Source organism: Pseudomaricurvus hydrocarbonicus (genome assembly GCF_011602365.1).
GTDB classification, from domain to species: Bacteria; Pseudomonadota; Gammaproteobacteria; order Pseudomonadales; family Cellvibrionaceae; genus Pseudomaricurvus; species Pseudomaricurvus hydrocarbonicus.
In genome coordinates, this window is sequence record NZ_JAAONZ010000002.1 from 498,998 (window position 1) to 512,826 (window position 13,829).

Below are 13,829 nucleotides of genomic sequence, written 5' to 3' on the forward strand. Positions count from 1 at the left end.
GCTCCAGGCTTACCCTTCGGCCTCCACGGCCACCTTGTTATCGCCCTGCCCAGCCCGCTGCAACGCCAGCAACTCCTGTGACCCCGCCCCGCAGGCAATCACTGTCCGCATGGCCTGTTCAACAGTGACATCCGGCAACAAACTGACAAAGTGTTCCGGCACGTGGTACACCATGCCCGAGGTGGGCATCGGCGCGGTGGGCACAAACACGGTGTAACCCTGCTCAAATCTGGCCGTCACAATGCCGGTCACTTGCAACTCACTGTCAGCCCCATAGAGCTTCACCAGTGCGACCTGGCCCTTGAACAAGGAGTTTTCTTCCGGGCCACCCACAAACTGCACGACGATATCGCGAATGGTTTGATAGCCTGGCGCAAACCGCGACAACGCCTTATCCATCCAACCGTGTAACCAGCCGCCGACACGGGTCTTTACAAACAGCCCCACACTGAAACACAGCGCCAGCAAGATCAGCAACACCAGAACATCCGCCATCACCCCCCGCAACTGAGCACGGTCCGTTAGCAAATTGCTCAAAGGTTGAATAAAATCCGTAATCAACGCGAACAACCATTGGAATATCAACATCAGAATCGCAATAGGAAGAACGACAGTGAGTCCCCCCAACAGGGTCAATGCGACAAAAGACTTCAGCCGTTGCATGCTTTATTACTCCAGACTATGGCCCAATCTGGCCATGGTTTTTTTAATCCTGATGTTGCTATCGAGCCGCGCTGCTGCCGACCTTTCTCTGCCAGCTTCCATTCACGGTGATGCCGTTAACAACACGCCTACTGTGGTCCGCTATGACTACAATATTGTGAAATCGTTACCCCATTCAACCACCAGTTTTACTCAGGGACTGGTGGTTGATCAAGACCACATCATCGAGAGCAGCGGCTTGTACGGTAAATCGTTTATCCACCGCTATCACAAATCCAGCTCATCACCCACTCACAATCACCACCTGGATGACGACCTCTTTGCCGAGGGAATCGCGTTGCTACAGGGAAAACTCTATGCGTTGACCTGGAAATCCGGCCAAGCCTATACCCTCAACCCGCAGACACTGGAACGGCTTCAGACCTTTACCTACCAGGGAGAAGGCTGGGGGCTGGCAGCTTACGGCAATCAACTGGTCATGAGCAATGGCAGCAGCCAGCTCACGTTTCGCAACCCTCTGAATTTTGACACCACCCGCACAGTCACCGTGACCCAGGGCGGGAAAGCGGTTGCAAACCTCAACGACCTGACCGTATTCGGCGGGCTCATTTGGGCCAACGTCTGGTACTCGAGCGATATCCTCGCCATCGATCCGGACAGCGGCAGGGTTGTCGGTGTGCTCCCGCTGGCGGAACTGGCCAAACAACATCGCAGTTACAGGCGGGACAATGTTCTTAACGGCATTGCCTGGGATGCCCAGGAACAAGGGCTTTGGGTGACCGGGAAACGCTGGAACAGGCGCTACCTGCTGAAGTTACGTCGCCAGGACTGATATGACCCTGGCAAACTTATTTTTGCCTGCACTTGATTCACAACAACTGTTCGTTCGGTCTGCAGCCTGCAATCTTGGCCTACATCCGGTAAAATTGCGCCCCTATTTAACGAGCCTAGAACTGCAACGGTTGACACAACGCCGGCTGCACCTGGTTTTGACGTCAAAAGCCTCTCGGCCTGATGGCCGCATGATGAGATCTGAACCATGAACACTGAATTACTTTCCCCGGCCGGCACCCTGAAAAGCATGCGCTACGCCTTTGCCTATGGCGCAGATGCCGTCTATGCGGGCCAGCCGCGCTACAGCCTGCGGGTTCGAAATAACGAGTTTAACCGCCTGGAAAACCTCGCTGAAGCCGTCAAGGAAGCCCACCGCCAGGATAAAAAATTCTATTTGGCCAGTAACCTGTCACCGCACAACGACAAAATCCGTACCTATTTACGCGATCTGGAGCCCGTGATTGAGATGCAGCCCGACGCCCTGATCATGTCCGACCCCGGTCTGATCATGCTGGTGCGCGACAAATGGCCGGACATGCCGGTCCACCTATCGGTACAGGCCAACGCCGTCAACTACGCGACGGTTCAGTTTTGGCACCGCCAGGGCGTTGAAAGAGTCATCCTGTCGCGGGAACTGTCACTGGATGAGATCGAAGAAATCCGTCAGCGCTGTCCGGAAATGGAGTTGGAAGTCTTTGTGCATGGCGCGCTGTGTATCGCCTATTCCGGCCGCTGCCTGCTGTCAGGCTATATGACCCACCGCGATTCCAACCAGGGTGCCTGCACCAACTCCTGTCGCTGGGAATACAACACCCACGCCGCCAAAGAAGATGAAATCGGCAACCTGATTGCCGTGGAATCCGCCCCCAAGGCCAGTGTCTTTGACCCTAAAGCCGCCGGCGCGAACACCGATCGCGACGAGATCTCGATGTTATTGCAGGAGCGCAGCCGTCCGGGTGAGTACATGCCCGCCTACGAGGATGAGCACGGTACCTACATCATGAACTCTAAGGATCTGCGTGCCGTGCAGCACGTTGACCGTCTCGTCAAAATGGGCATTCACTCGCTGAAAATTGAAGGCCGAACCAAATCCCATTACTACGTCGGGCGTACGGCCCAGGTGTATCGCCAGGCCATCGACAATGCTGTCGCCAACAAGCCGTTCGACATGGGGCTGATGAAAGAACTGGAGCACCTGGCCAACCGGGGCTACACCGAAGGCTTTTACCGCCGCCACGTGCCCAGCGAGTACCAAAACTACGACACCGGCAACCCCAGCAACAATCAACAGTTTGTGGGTGAAGCCACGGCGTACGATGCCGCTAACGGCTGGCTCTCCATTGACGTAAAAAACCGTTTTGAAACCGGCAGCCAGCTGGAGTTGATCACACCACAAGGCAATCTGCGCTTTACCCTGGATACGCTGGAAGACAAAAAAGGCCAGGCCATTGATGTCGCTCCGGGGTCCGGCCATCAGGTCAAAATCCCAATGCCGGCCAACATCACCCTGCCCGAAGACGGCGGTTATGCCATGTTGATGCGGTATGTGTAAGCGGCCACCATCGCTCGTCACCACTGATCGGATATAACCATGCAGCACCCAAACATTGTTGTCCTGACCGGCGCAGGCATCTCAGCAGAGTCCGGCATTCGTACCTTTCGGGCGGCCGATGGGCTGTGGGAGGAACACCGAGTCGAAGACGTGGCCACGCCGGAAGCCTTTAGTCGCAATCCGCAGTTGGTACAGCGATTTTACAACCAACGTCGCGCCCACCTGCTCAACGGTATTCGGCCCAATGCAGGCCATCGGGCGCTGGCCGAATTTGAAAACCATCACCCGGGTTCGTTCACCCTGATCACCCAAAACATTGATCATTTGCACGAACAGGCCGGCTCAAAAAACCCGCTGCACATGCACGGCGAACTACTGAAAGTCCGCTGTGCATCAACTCAAAAGCTGTTTCCCTGCCGGGAAGACATTGAAGTCGAACGCCCGTGCCCCTGCTGCCAAATACCCGGGCAACTACGACCCCACGTGGTCTGGTTTGGCGAGATGCCGCTGTACATGGATGAAATTGACGCGGCCCTGGAACAGTGCGACCTGTTCATCTCCATCGGTACCTCCGGCAACGTCTACCCCGCCGCCGGATTTTTCCAGATGGCCAAACGGGCCGGTGCCCACACCGTCGAACTGAACCTGGAACCTTCCAGCAACGGCTCACACTTCGACGAAGCCCACTACGGTCCGGCCAGTGAGATTGTGCCCGAATATTTCGCGACGCTTGTTTGAAGTGGCGAGTGGCGAGTGGCGAGTCAAGCATACCCCCAGCCCTGAGCCAGTCTATTCACTTTTAGTCTTTCCCTGTCTACTGTCTACAATCTATCTACTCGCCCCTATCTTTTCCTAGCCACTAGCCACTCGCTACTCGTTACTAGTTACTAGTTACTAGTTACTAATTACTATTTCTTAATCACCCCCCGCTCGACCTGATCCCGCTCAATGGACTCAAACAACGCTTTAAAGTTGCCCTCGCCAAAGCCCTCGTCTTCTTTGCGCTGAATAAATTCAAAGAACATCGGGCCGACCAGGGTGTCGGAAAAGATCTGCAGTAACAGACGTGGCTTGCCACCTTCGGTGCTTCCGTCCAGTAACAGTCCGCGTTTTTTCAGCTCGGCCACGGGCTCACCGTGACCTGGCAAGCGCTCTTCAAGCATGTCGTAATAGGTCTCCGGAGGTGGCGTCATGAACCTGACCCCGCGGGCCTTTAACTTGTCCCAGGCGTCAAACAGGTTGTCGCAGGAAAAGGCGATGTGCTGGATACCCTCGCCATTATAGGCCATCAAGAACTCTTCGATTTGTCCGCCCTGGGACGCCTCTTCATTCAATGGAATACGGATTTTTCCGTCCGGCGCGGTCATGGCTTTCGACAGCAACCCGGTGTATTCACCCTTGATATCAAAAAAACGGATTTCACGAAAATTAAAAATTCGCTCATAAAATTTCGCCCAGAAATCCATCCGCCCGCGATACACATTATGGGTCAAATGATCTATGACTTTGAAACCACAGCCGGGCGGGTGGCGGTCTACCCCCTCAATAAACTCGAAGTCGATATCGTAAATCGACAATTTTTCATCATAGCGATCAATTAAATACAGCGGCGCACCGCCGATGCCTTTAATGGCCGGTAGCCGCAATTCCATCGGACCGGTGGGTATATTCACGGGCTGGGCACCCAGTTCCAGAGCCCGGTTATAGGCTTTGAGTGAATCTTTTACCCGAAAGGCCATGCCACAGGCCGAAGGACCGTGTTCCTCAGCAAAGAATTGCGCTTCACTGCCGGGTTCGTAATTGATGACAAAGTTAATATCGCCCTGACGGTATAAAAGCGCATCTTTAGACCGGTGCTTGGCCACCAAACTGAACCCCAGAGTTTCAAAAACCGGCTCCAGCAGCCCTTTTTGTCGGGCGGCAAACTCGACAAATTCAAAACCGTCCAAGCCCATCGGATTTTCAAATAAATCGTTCATGATTCCCTCCTCAAATTGAGCCGCCTTTTTCAGAGCGCCTCACATTGACCTGATTCGCCATACCCATCCATTGATTGGTAAAACAGGCATCAATCTCATTGACAGTATTGGAAACAAATTAACAGCGTTGGGACACGTCTTCAGTGACAGTCTGGGTGGTTGCAGGTGCAGCTGAACACATTCAGAGTAATTATAGCTGAAGCGTATAAAGACACATTGGCACTGAATTCAGCAATGAACCAAGGGGTGTTGAACAAAACGAGCTGCGGTCATTCAACGATTTGGACGACCTCCTCGCTACGAATGTCGCAACCGATACTGCTCCGGGGGCAAACGATAAAAGCTCTTGAACGCCCGATAGAAATTATTGGGCTGCGCATACCCCAGCTGGTAGGCAATTTCCTGGGCGGTTAACTGCGTATTGAGCAAATAATCTTTTGCCAACTCCATCCGCACTTGCAGACTGACAGCGCGAAAACTGGTGCCGGCTTCGGCCAGATACCGCCGCAGTGTTCGCGCCGATAACGACATAAAAGGCGCCGTCGTTTCCAGCCGATAATCACACTGCACCGGTTTTTCAAGCAGCAGGCGTTTCACCCGACTGACAATATCACCACTGTGTCCCTGCTCTTTTAGCAGGCGCTTGATCTGCGTATCGTATAACTGCTGTGTTTGACCGCTGCGACCTTTCACCGCAATAAACAACCATTGCCTGGGGATGGCCAACACCGCTTTGGCGCGATCAAACTCGACCCGACACCCGAGAATCTGCTGGTACTGCCAATGATAGGTGGGCGCGTGATAGTTGAGCGTGGCATAACTGGCACAGGCCGCCAGCCCTTCCGGCAACAGCGCCTGAATGTACACCCACAGAGAAAAAATCCACTCTTCCAGCAGCAACTGGAAATAATCCGAACCGCCGGCCAGCACCTCACAAGACACCAAAGCGTGGTCACTGTCCGTGGTCAGTCTAACTTTCAGGGCGGGGAAATTGCTCTCGACCAGGTGCGCGGATAATTGCAGGCCCTGCAGCAAGGTGGGGCTGGCCAACAGGGCATAGCCCAACACCCCCATATCCTGCAGGCTCCGGCGCTGTGCCAAACGAACGGCGATATTGGGGACCTCGTTGTGGTGTAACTGCTTCAGCAGACGTAGGAAATCCTCCAGGCTGAGACTGTGGCCTGGCTGCCACCAGGGATCACTCAGACCGCACCAGTGCCCCAACGCTTCACGATCCACATAGGGACACTCCTCTCGCAACACCTGATCGAGTATCTGCAGCTGCTTATCAACAAACTGCTGCTGTTCCTGCTGCTGGGGTTTACGCATATCTCCGACTCAACCATACCGCACATGGACGAAAATGATACTCAATCGAGGACGATAATGCTAGTCATATGGCCTAAAATGCTATCCCCAATTCATCAGGCTGAGAGTAATCTAGCCCTCACTCTGCACACAACCGCATCCTCTGATCGGTCGACAGAATAACGAGAAACCCTATAGCCCTCTGGCTATAGCGATACACCCTTTGACGATGAGTGATCCGTATGTCTAAAACCTGCATTATTATTGGCGCCAGCCACGCGGCGGCCCAACTGGCTCCTTCCCTGCGACAAGAAGGCTGGGACGGAAAAATTCTGGTCATCGGCGATGAGCCCTACATGCCCTACCACCGCCCCCCGCTGTCCAAAGCAGTACTGTCCGGCGAGAAGGACGCGGACGATCTGTTGATCCGCGCACAGGCCCTGTACGATAAGAACGACATCGAATTCAAACTGGGCACCCGCGTAGCCAACATCAACCGCGCGCACAAGTCACTGACGCTGACCAACGGCGAAGTCCTCAACTACGACAAACTGGCGCTGTGTACCGGCTCCCGCGTTCGCACGGTCTCCCTGCCCGGCGTTGAACTGGAAGGCATTCACTACCTGCGCGACCTGAAGGACGTTCACGACATTCAGAAAGACGTGGGCGAAGGCAAAAACGCCGTGATTGTAGGCGGTGGTTACATCGGCCTGGAAACCGCCGCCTCGCTGAAAAAAATGGGCATGAACGTCACCGTACTGGAAATGGCTCCGCGCGTGCTGGCTCGTGTGACCGCTCCGGAACTGTCCGAGTTCTACACCCGCGTTCACTCTGACGAAGGCGTAGTGATTAAAACCGGCATCGCCGTGTCTGGTTTTGACGGCAGCAACGGCCACGTTGAAAAAGTCACCTGCGGCGACGGTACCGCGTTCGATGCAGATCTGGTGGTGATCGGTGTGGGTATTGTCCCCAACGTAGAACTGGCAGAAGCGGCTGGTCTGACCGTCGAGAACGGCATCGTGGTCGACGAATGCGCCCGCACCAACGACCCGGACATTGTGGCCGCTGGCGACTGCGCCAACCACCCCAACGAGCTGTACAACGAGCGCATGCGCCTGGAATCGGTTCCCAACGCCACCGAGCAAGCCAAAGCCGCCGCTGCCAGCATTTGCGGAAAAGAAAAACCCTATCAGGCATTGCCCTGGTTCTGGTCCGATCAATTCGATCTGAAACTGCAGATTGCCGGCTTGAGTCAGGGCTATGATCAAGTCGTCATCCGCGGCGACAAGGACAATTCCCGCAGTTTTGTAGCCTTCTACCTGAAAGAAGGTAAATTGATCTCGGCTGACTGCGTCAATCGCCCGCAGGAATTCATGATCAGCAAGCGCCTGATTGCCGGAGGTGCCGCAGTCGAACCCGCGCGCCTGGCTGACGAAAGTATCCCGCCCAAGGAGTTGGTCCCGGCCTGATACCTGACCGGATCACCCACAAAAAAACCGGCACTACGCCGGTTTTTTTGTGCTTACCAATAACGCCTTTTGAGTATCAAGACATTACTGGCGACTGCCAGCTTTAGCGCGGCTGCATGCGAATCGCACCGTCACAGCGAATCACTTCACCGTTCAGGTAATCATTTTCCACAATGTTCTGCGCCAGGCGAGCAACTTCGTCCGGGTTACCCAAACGAGTCGGGAACGGCACGTTGGCCGCCAGTGCCTGCACGGTTTCTTCCGGCAGTGAATCGCACATTGGCGTGTGGATCAAACCTGGAGCAATGGTGTTCACACGGATACCAAAGCTCGCCAGATCGCGGGCGATCGGCAAGGTCATACCCACAATACCGCCTTTGGACGCACTGTAGGCCGCCTGCCCCATCTGTCCTTCGTAGGCCGCCACCGACGCGGTGTTAATGATGACGCCGCGACAGCCATCCGCAGTGACCGGATCCTGCTTGCTCATGACTTCGGCCACCAGGCGCAATACGTTGAAGGTGCCCACCAGGTTAATGGAAATCACCTTGTTGAATATATCCAGCGGAAAAGCGCCTTTCTTACCCAGGGTCTTAGCGGCATCGGCCACGCCGGCGTAGTTGGAACACAAATGAATCGCGCCAAACGCCGCCACGGTCGCATCAATACCCGCTTGCACGGAAGCTTCATCCGTGACATTCACATTTTGGTAGATCACCGCATCGCCCAGTTCGCTGGCAATGGCGTCTCCGCGCTCCTGATTCATATCAAAGATCGCCACTTTGGCACCGTGAGCGACGTAACGACGCACGGTGGCCTCGCCCAGGCCGGAAGCACCACCGGTGATAACCGCAACTTTATCTTTCAATTCCATAATAATTCTCTCTTCGTTGTTCGAATGGTTGAGTCTGACCGGCCTTTAGCCGGACACTTCATTGAGCAGTTCGCGGGCAATGATCACCCGCTGGATTTCACTGGTCCCTTCATAAATAGAAGTCACACGTACATCCCGGGTGTGACGCTCCAGCGGGCATTCCTGGGTGTAACCCACCCCGCCCATCAATTGCAGCGCGGTATAACAGGCGCGGTTGGCGGACTCCGTGGCAAACAGCTTGGCCATGGCCGCCTGCTTGGAAAACGGCAGACCTTTTTGCTTTTGATCCGCAGCACTCATCAACAAAAGGCGTGAGGCTTCCAGCTCAGTATAGGCATCGGCCAGCATCCACTGTGGTCCCTGCAAGCTGGCAATACTGGCGCCAAACTGTTCCCGCTCGGTGGCGTACTGACGGGCATAATCCATGGCCGCAGAGCCAACGCCCAGGGCCAGGGAGCCGATGCCGATACGCCCCCCGGCCAACTCGGCCACCGCGATGCGGAAACCGTCGTTGAGCTTGCCCATCAACGCGCCTGCCGGAATGCGGCAGTCTTCAAAAATGACACAATTGGTGCTGGACGCGTGCTGCCCCATTTTCTCTTCGGCTTTACCAATGGTCATACCCGGCGTGTTGGCCTCCACCAAAAAGCAGGAAATGCCACGGCCTTTTTTTGCCTCCGGATCGGTCACGGCCCACACCACATAAATACCGGCGTACTCGGCACTGGAGATCCACATTTTGGTGCCGTTGAGCACCCACTCATCGCCGTCTTTAACCGCGCGGGTTTTCATGCCGGCCGGATCTGAACCGGCACCCGCTTCCGACAGACAGAAACTGCCGGCGGCGTACTCACCCGAACACAGTTTAGGCAGGTACTTTTGCTTCTGCGCATCGTTGGCCAGCGTCTGAATCACCTCGGCCACCATGTTAGTCACCGACATGGTCACCGCGGTCGATGCACAGCCACGCGCCACTTCGGTGATGGCGAGACTGAACGCCACCACACCGGCTTCACTGCCGCCGTAGTCGGAAGAGATGTTGAGCCCCATAAAGCCCAGATCCGCCAGTTGCTTCAGGTTCTTCAACAAGGTGGCACGATCACCGGTCTTGTCCAGCTGAGCCGCCACAGGTGCCAGCTCAGTGCTGGCAAACTTGCGAGCCATATCCTGAATCAGGGTTTGCTCTTCGGTTAACGATAAATCCATGGATCTTCCTCAATAAAACGCGACTTTTAGGACGCACCAGCTTCATATCACGGTTTTTTATGCGCATGAGCACTGGTATTGACGCCCGCAGCTGGCGCATTCAACACGACAACCACCATCATAGAAGTTAAACCGGTGTCCTGACAGGACCGTCGCCCTCAAATAAACTCACATAAATTGCCAAACTTCGTTATCATAACGGCCAACAACCCCAAAAAGCTCACAAAAACTCACAATTCCCAGGAAGCCAGAAGATGGCCACAGTCGCCAGCCACCATGCCCAAGCCGCGCTTTACGGGGCTACCCGCAAAGGACATGACAGCACTGCACTGCTCGCCAACGCCGGCATTCCCGCCAAAACGCTGCAAACAGAGCACACACGCACGGACGAGCAACAGATGACGGCCCTGATACAGGCCATTTGGGAAGTGCTGGACGATGAATTTATGGGGTTTACGGCCACCCCCTGCAAGCGTGGCAGCTTCGCCTTTATGGTCCAGACTGCACGGCGTTGCGGCACGTTGCGCGAAGCCCTGCACGTGGGGATGCAGTTTTACCAGCTGATGACCGATGATATTCATACTGAATTGCAGGAACAGGACGACAGCGCCCACATCCGCATCCGCTTCCAACAACCGGCGCTGGATCCGGAGCACTTCTTTCTCGAGTTCTGGCTCATCATCTGGCACCGGCTGGCCAGCTGGCTGATCGGCAGTAAAATTCCTTTACAGGAGACACGGCTGATTCATCAATCACCACGCCACGCCCGCGAACTGCACATTATGTTTCCCGGCCCGCTGCACTTCGGCTGCAAGGAAAACACACTCAGCTTTCATGCCGATTATCTGCAGCGCCCGCTGGTGCGCAGCCAGCAAGAACTGACTCAGTTTTTGAAAGCCGCCCCGGCGGACCTGTTAACCATCCCCGGGGACGACAACAGCCTGCAGCGCCACATCAGCCAAAGTCTGTCCGCATCGCTCAGCACCTCCGGCCGACTGACATTCCCGTCACTGCCAATGCTGGCCAAGCAGTTGCACCTATCCCCGCAAACGCTGCACCGCCGTTTAAAACAGGAAGGCACCAGCTATCAGCGCATCAAGGATAACCTGCGACGGGATCTGGCCCTGCAAAAACTGGTAAGAGAGAAACACAGTGTCAATGACATCGCCGAAGTACTGGGTTTTTCCGAAGCCCGCTCGTTTACGCGGGCGTTTCGGCAGTGGACGGGATTGTCGCCCAGGGAGTATGGCAAGTTGGTGAAAGTGACCCCCTCTTTGAGTAATTCGGGGTCAGAGTAAAAACTACCCTATCGTCATGATTTTTACTCTGACCCCGATCTCTCTACTCGCTTACCCCAAACAATCAAAATAAAAACGCCCGACGACCTCATGTTTTGGCGACTGAAACTATATAGAAGCCGTTGCATCATTCCACTGGCTTATTGCCGGTTATTCAGCATCCGAATGGCCGTGTTTCATAACGGCCAAAAGCCCTTTCAAAAGTGACAAGCACGCTCTCGACTGCCGGGTCAGGCTGGTCAAAACTTTCTCTCTTCCGCTAGAGTGGCTCGTCAACGTTTATCGTCATGGATCAAGGGTTACGATATGAGTGAGTTTCTGGGTAAGACAGCGGTTATCAGCGGTGGTGCTGAAGGTATTGCTCTGAGTATTGCGCGCGCGGTGGGCAAACAGGGTATGAAGGTGGTGCTCGGCGATATTGACGTAGCGCAGCTGCAACTGGCCGAGCAATCGCTTCGCGATGAAGGCATTGAGGTGCTGGCGCTGCCACTGGATGTGACCAAGCCCGAGCAATGGCAGCAGATAGCAAAGGCGGCACAGGAGCGCTTCGGCAACATTCACATGCTGGTGAATAACGCCGGTGTCAGTGGCACACCCGGAGTCATCGAGCAAACCAACATCAAAGACTGGAACTGGGTGATGGACGTTAACCTCATGGGGGTTATCTACGGCACCCAGACGTTGATCCCCCTGATGAAACAACACAGCGAAGGTGGCTGGCTGATCAATGTTGCCTCCATGGCCGGTATGGTCGGCGTACCCATGGGGCAGGCCTATACGGCCTCCAAGGTGGCAGTGGTAGGCATGTCCGAGAGCTGGCGCGCCGAACTGACGCCCCACAATATCCAGGTATCGGTGTTGTGCCCGGCGTTTGTTCAAACACGCATTAACCACGCCTCGCGCAACAAGCCCAGCGAGTACCAGACGGTCACAGACAGCGACAAGCCGATGAGTCCGGGTCGCGCAGCCATGGCAGAACACATGCAGAAGGTGATTGATCGCGGCCTGGCCGTGGAAGTTGTTGGTGAGCGTGTCATAGAAGCGATCCGCGACAACGAACTGTACATTTTTACTCACCCCAATTATCGCGCCGTGTTGCAAAAGCGTTTTCAGGCCGTTGATCAGGCGTTCGAGCGTGCCGCTGCCAGCCCACTGGTCTCCCATCTGCTGGACGAAGAAATCGACGGTTTTATGAAGGGTTGAGGCACTCAGCCACTTTACATCGAACTATCCTTACATCGAACCATCCTTAGAGCACGCTCATAAGAGAATATGATTATGTCTAAAAACAGAGAGTACGGAATTGTTGTCTACGGGGCGACGGGCTACACCGGTCGTCTGGTGTGCGAATACCTGAACAATCAGTACGGCGTCAACGGTGATGTCAAATGGGCCATGGCGGGTCGCAGTCAAAACAAACTCGAGGCCGTGCGTGACGAGATGGGCATTCCCGCCGGTGTGCCGCTCGTTGTCGCTGACTCCGGCTCCAGTGACTCCATCAAGCAATTGGTCGAAAGCACTCAGGTGTTGCTGACCACCGTGGGCCCTTATCAACTGTACGGCTCGGATGTGGTCAAAGCCTGCGCCGAAGCCGGAACCGACTACGTAGACCTGTGCGGTGAACCCGCCTGGATGCACGAGATGATTACCGCCCACGGTGCCACGGCCAAAGCCAGTGGAGCACGCATTGTGTTTTCCTGCGGGTTTGATTCTGTGCCTTTTGATTTGGGTGTCTACTTTTTGCAGCAGGCCGCCAAAGAAAAGCTCGGCTCACCCGTTTCCAGAGTCAAAGGTCGCGTGCGCGCTATGAAAGGCACCTTCTCTGGCGGCACCCTGGCCAGCTTCAAAGCCACCGTAGCCGCAGCAGCCAAAGACCCAAAACTGGGACAGGTGTTAATGAATCCCTTTGCCCTGACCGAAGGATTTACCGGCCCCGAACAACCTCCGGGTTTGCAGCCAATATACGATGAAGACCTGGGCAGCTGGTCGGCACCGTTTGTGATGGCCACCATCAACACCAAGAACATCCATCGCTCCAACTTCTTGCTGGGTCACGACTACGGGAATGAATTTGTCTACGACGAGATGATGTTGACCGGCCCCGGCGAACAGGGCGAAACCATTGCCAACGCCGTGGCGAAGGACACTTCCATGGCAGACAACGACCTCAAGCCCGGCGAAGGGCCCTCCAAGGAAGAGCGTGAAACCGGTTTCTACGATGTACTGTTTGCCGGAACCACCGCACAGGGCGACAGCATTCGCGCCAGCGTCAAAGGCGATAAAGACCCGGGCTATGGCTCGACCAGCAAGATGATTGCCGAGAGTGCAGTCTGCCTGCTGAAAAATCCCGAAGCGGCCAGTGGCGGCATCTGGACACCGGCTTCTGCAATGGGATCACTGCTGATCGAGCGCTTGCAGAACAACGCCGGCCTCACCTTCCAGGTGGAATCGTAAAAAAACTATTGCCCTTGTTAAGACTGCTCACTTGCTCAAGGCTGTCTCACAAGGGATATACCGAGTCCTAACCCGAATATTTCACAAAGGACTAAACAAGAACGGCTGAAAGCCTTATGGTTATTGGTGTCTAGACAATATCCGCAAGCAATCAGCCGTGAACAAAATGATACCACAGTCTTTCCAGTTTTC

At 55.1% G+C, this 13,829-nt stretch carries 12 protein-coding genes; 7 read left to right on the forward strand and 5 right to left on the reverse strand.

Annotation, left to right across the window (positions count from 1 at the left end; all coding sequences use genetic code 11):
• Nucleotides 1–9 precede the first annotated feature (9 nt).
• The gene (locus tag G8770_RS04545) at nt 10–663 is read right to left on the reverse strand and encodes a DUF502 domain-containing protein (RefSeq protein WP_167182235.1); all 654 of its coding nucleotides are present in this window, start codon (nt 661–663) and stop codon (nt 10–12) included.
• A 34-nt stretch (nt 664–697) separates the two neighbouring features.
• Here G8770_RS04545 and G8770_RS04550 point away from each other — a divergent pair, with 34 nt between their 5' ends.
• The 3 genes from G8770_RS04550 (at nt 698) to cobB (ending at nt 3,787) form a co-directional block, all read left to right on the forward strand.
• Entirely contained in the window at nt 698–1,495 is a 798-nt protein-coding gene (locus tag G8770_RS04550) for a glutaminyl-peptide cyclotransferase (protein ID WP_167182238.1), read from the forward strand.
• A gap of 207 nt (nt 1,496–1,702) precedes the next feature.
• Nucleotides 1,703–3,049: a prephenate-dependent tRNA uridine(34) hydroxylase TrhP gene (gene trhP / locus G8770_RS04555; RefSeq protein ID WP_167182241.1), complete on the forward strand. Its 1,347-nt coding sequence runs from the start codon at nt 1,703–1,705 to the stop codon at nt 3,047–3,049.
• A gap of 39 nt (nt 3,050–3,088) precedes the next feature.
• On the forward strand, nt 3,089–3,787 hold the full coding sequence (cobB, locus tag G8770_RS04560; protein WP_167182245.1) for a Sir2 family NAD+-dependent deacetylase: 699 nt from the start codon (nt 3,089–3,091) through the stop codon (nt 3,785–3,787).
• 170 nt (nt 3,788–3,957) lie between these two features.
• On the opposite strand, the gene hppD is transcribed toward cobB, so the two are convergent.
• Both hppD and G8770_RS04570 read right to left on the reverse strand, forming a co-directional pair.
• The gene (hppD, locus tag G8770_RS04565; protein ID WP_167182247.1) at nt 3,958–5,028 is read right to left on the reverse strand and encodes a 4-hydroxyphenylpyruvate dioxygenase; all 1,071 of its coding nucleotides are present in this window, start codon (nt 5,026–5,028) and stop codon (nt 3,958–3,960) included.
• Between the two features lie 297 nt (nt 5,029–5,325).
• Nucleotides 5,326–6,357, reverse strand: a complete 1,032-nt coding sequence (locus G8770_RS04570; protein ID WP_167182249.1) for a helix-turn-helix transcriptional regulator — start codon at nt 6,355–6,357, stop codon at nt 5,326–5,328.
• A gap of 221 nt (nt 6,358–6,578) precedes the next feature.
• Here G8770_RS04570 and G8770_RS04575 point away from each other — a divergent pair, with 221 nt between their 5' ends.
• Nucleotides 6,579–7,805 carry an NAD(P)/FAD-dependent oxidoreductase gene (locus G8770_RS04575; protein ID WP_167182251.1) on the forward strand — a complete coding sequence of 409 codons (1,227 nt, stop codon included), beginning with the start codon at nt 6,579–6,581 and terminating at the stop codon, nt 7,803–7,805.
• 103 nt (nt 7,806–7,908) lie between these two features.
• Here G8770_RS04575 and G8770_RS04580 read toward each other — a convergent pair whose 3' ends face one another.
• Nucleotides 7,909–8,679, reverse strand: a complete 771-nt coding sequence (locus G8770_RS04580) for a 3-hydroxyacyl-CoA dehydrogenase (protein ID WP_167182252.1) — start codon at nt 8,677–8,679, stop codon at nt 7,909–7,911.
• Nucleotides 8,680–8,724: 45 nt separating this feature from the next.
• A complete protein-coding gene (locus G8770_RS04585) occupies nt 8,725–9,885 on the reverse strand; it encodes an acyl-CoA dehydrogenase family protein (RefSeq protein WP_167182253.1) in 1,161 nt (386 codons plus the stop codon).
• Nucleotides 9,886–10,139: 254 nt separating this feature from the next.
• On the opposite strand from G8770_RS04585, the gene G8770_RS04590 reads away from it, so the two are divergent.
• From G8770_RS04590 to G8770_RS04600, 3 genes are all read left to right on the forward strand, one after another.
• Nucleotides 10,140–11,183, forward strand: a complete 1,044-nt coding sequence (locus tag G8770_RS04590; RefSeq protein WP_167182254.1) for an AraC family transcriptional regulator — start codon at nt 10,140–10,142, stop codon at nt 11,181–11,183.
• A 306-nt stretch (nt 11,184–11,489) separates the two neighbouring features.
• Nucleotides 11,490–12,386, forward strand: a complete 897-nt coding sequence (locus G8770_RS04595; protein WP_167182255.1) for an SDR family NAD(P)-dependent oxidoreductase — start codon at nt 11,490–11,492, stop codon at nt 12,384–12,386.
• 75 nt (nt 12,387–12,461) lie between these two features.
• Complete coding sequence (locus G8770_RS04600; protein ID WP_167182257.1) at nt 12,462–13,637, forward strand: saccharopine dehydrogenase family protein; 1,176 nt, start codon at nt 12,462–12,464, stop codon at nt 13,635–13,637.
• Nucleotides 13,638–13,829: the final 192 nt, after the last annotated feature.

What these genes read in the sequence shown, in the direction of transcription:
- G8770_RS04545 (WP_167182235.1), bottom strand. Translation starts at nt 663, where the DNA reads ATGCAACGGCTGAAGTCTTTTGTCGCATTGACCCTGTTGGGGGGACTC.
- G8770_RS04550 (WP_167182238.1), top strand. Translation starts at nt 698, where the DNA reads ATGGTTTTTTTAATCCTGATGTTGCTATCGAGCCGCGCTGCTGCCGAC.
- trhP (WP_167182241.1), top strand. Translation starts at nt 1,703, where the DNA reads ATGAACACTGAATTACTTTCCCCGGCCGGCACCCTGAAAAGCATGCGC.
- cobB (WP_167182245.1), top strand. Translation starts at nt 3,089, where the DNA reads ATGCAGCACCCAAACATTGTTGTCCTGACCGGCGCAGGCATCTCAGCA.
- hppD (WP_167182247.1), bottom strand. Translation starts at nt 5,028, where the DNA reads ATGAACGATTTATTTGAAAATCCGATGGGCTTGGACGGTTTTGAATTT.
- G8770_RS04570 (WP_167182249.1), bottom strand. Translation starts at nt 6,357, where the DNA reads ATGCGTAAACCCCAGCAGCAGGAACAGCAGCAGTTTGTTGATAAGCAG.
- G8770_RS04575 (WP_167182251.1), top strand. Translation starts at nt 6,579, where the DNA reads ATGTCTAAAACCTGCATTATTATTGGCGCCAGCCACGCGGCGGCCCAA.
- G8770_RS04580 (WP_167182252.1), bottom strand. Translation starts at nt 8,679, where the DNA reads ATGGAATTGAAAGATAAAGTTGCGGTTATCACCGGTGGTGCTTCCGGC.
- G8770_RS04585 (WP_167182253.1), bottom strand. Translation starts at nt 9,885, where the DNA reads ATGGATTTATCGTTAACCGAAGAGCAAACCCTGATTCAGGATATGGCT.
- G8770_RS04590 (WP_167182254.1), top strand. Translation starts at nt 10,140, where the DNA reads ATGGCCACAGTCGCCAGCCACCATGCCCAAGCCGCGCTTTACGGGGCT.
- G8770_RS04595 (WP_167182255.1), top strand. Translation starts at nt 11,490, where the DNA reads ATGAGTGAGTTTCTGGGTAAGACAGCGGTTATCAGCGGTGGTGCTGAA.
- G8770_RS04600 (WP_167182257.1), top strand. Translation starts at nt 12,462, where the DNA reads ATGTCTAAAAACAGAGAGTACGGAATTGTTGTCTACGGGGCGACGGGC.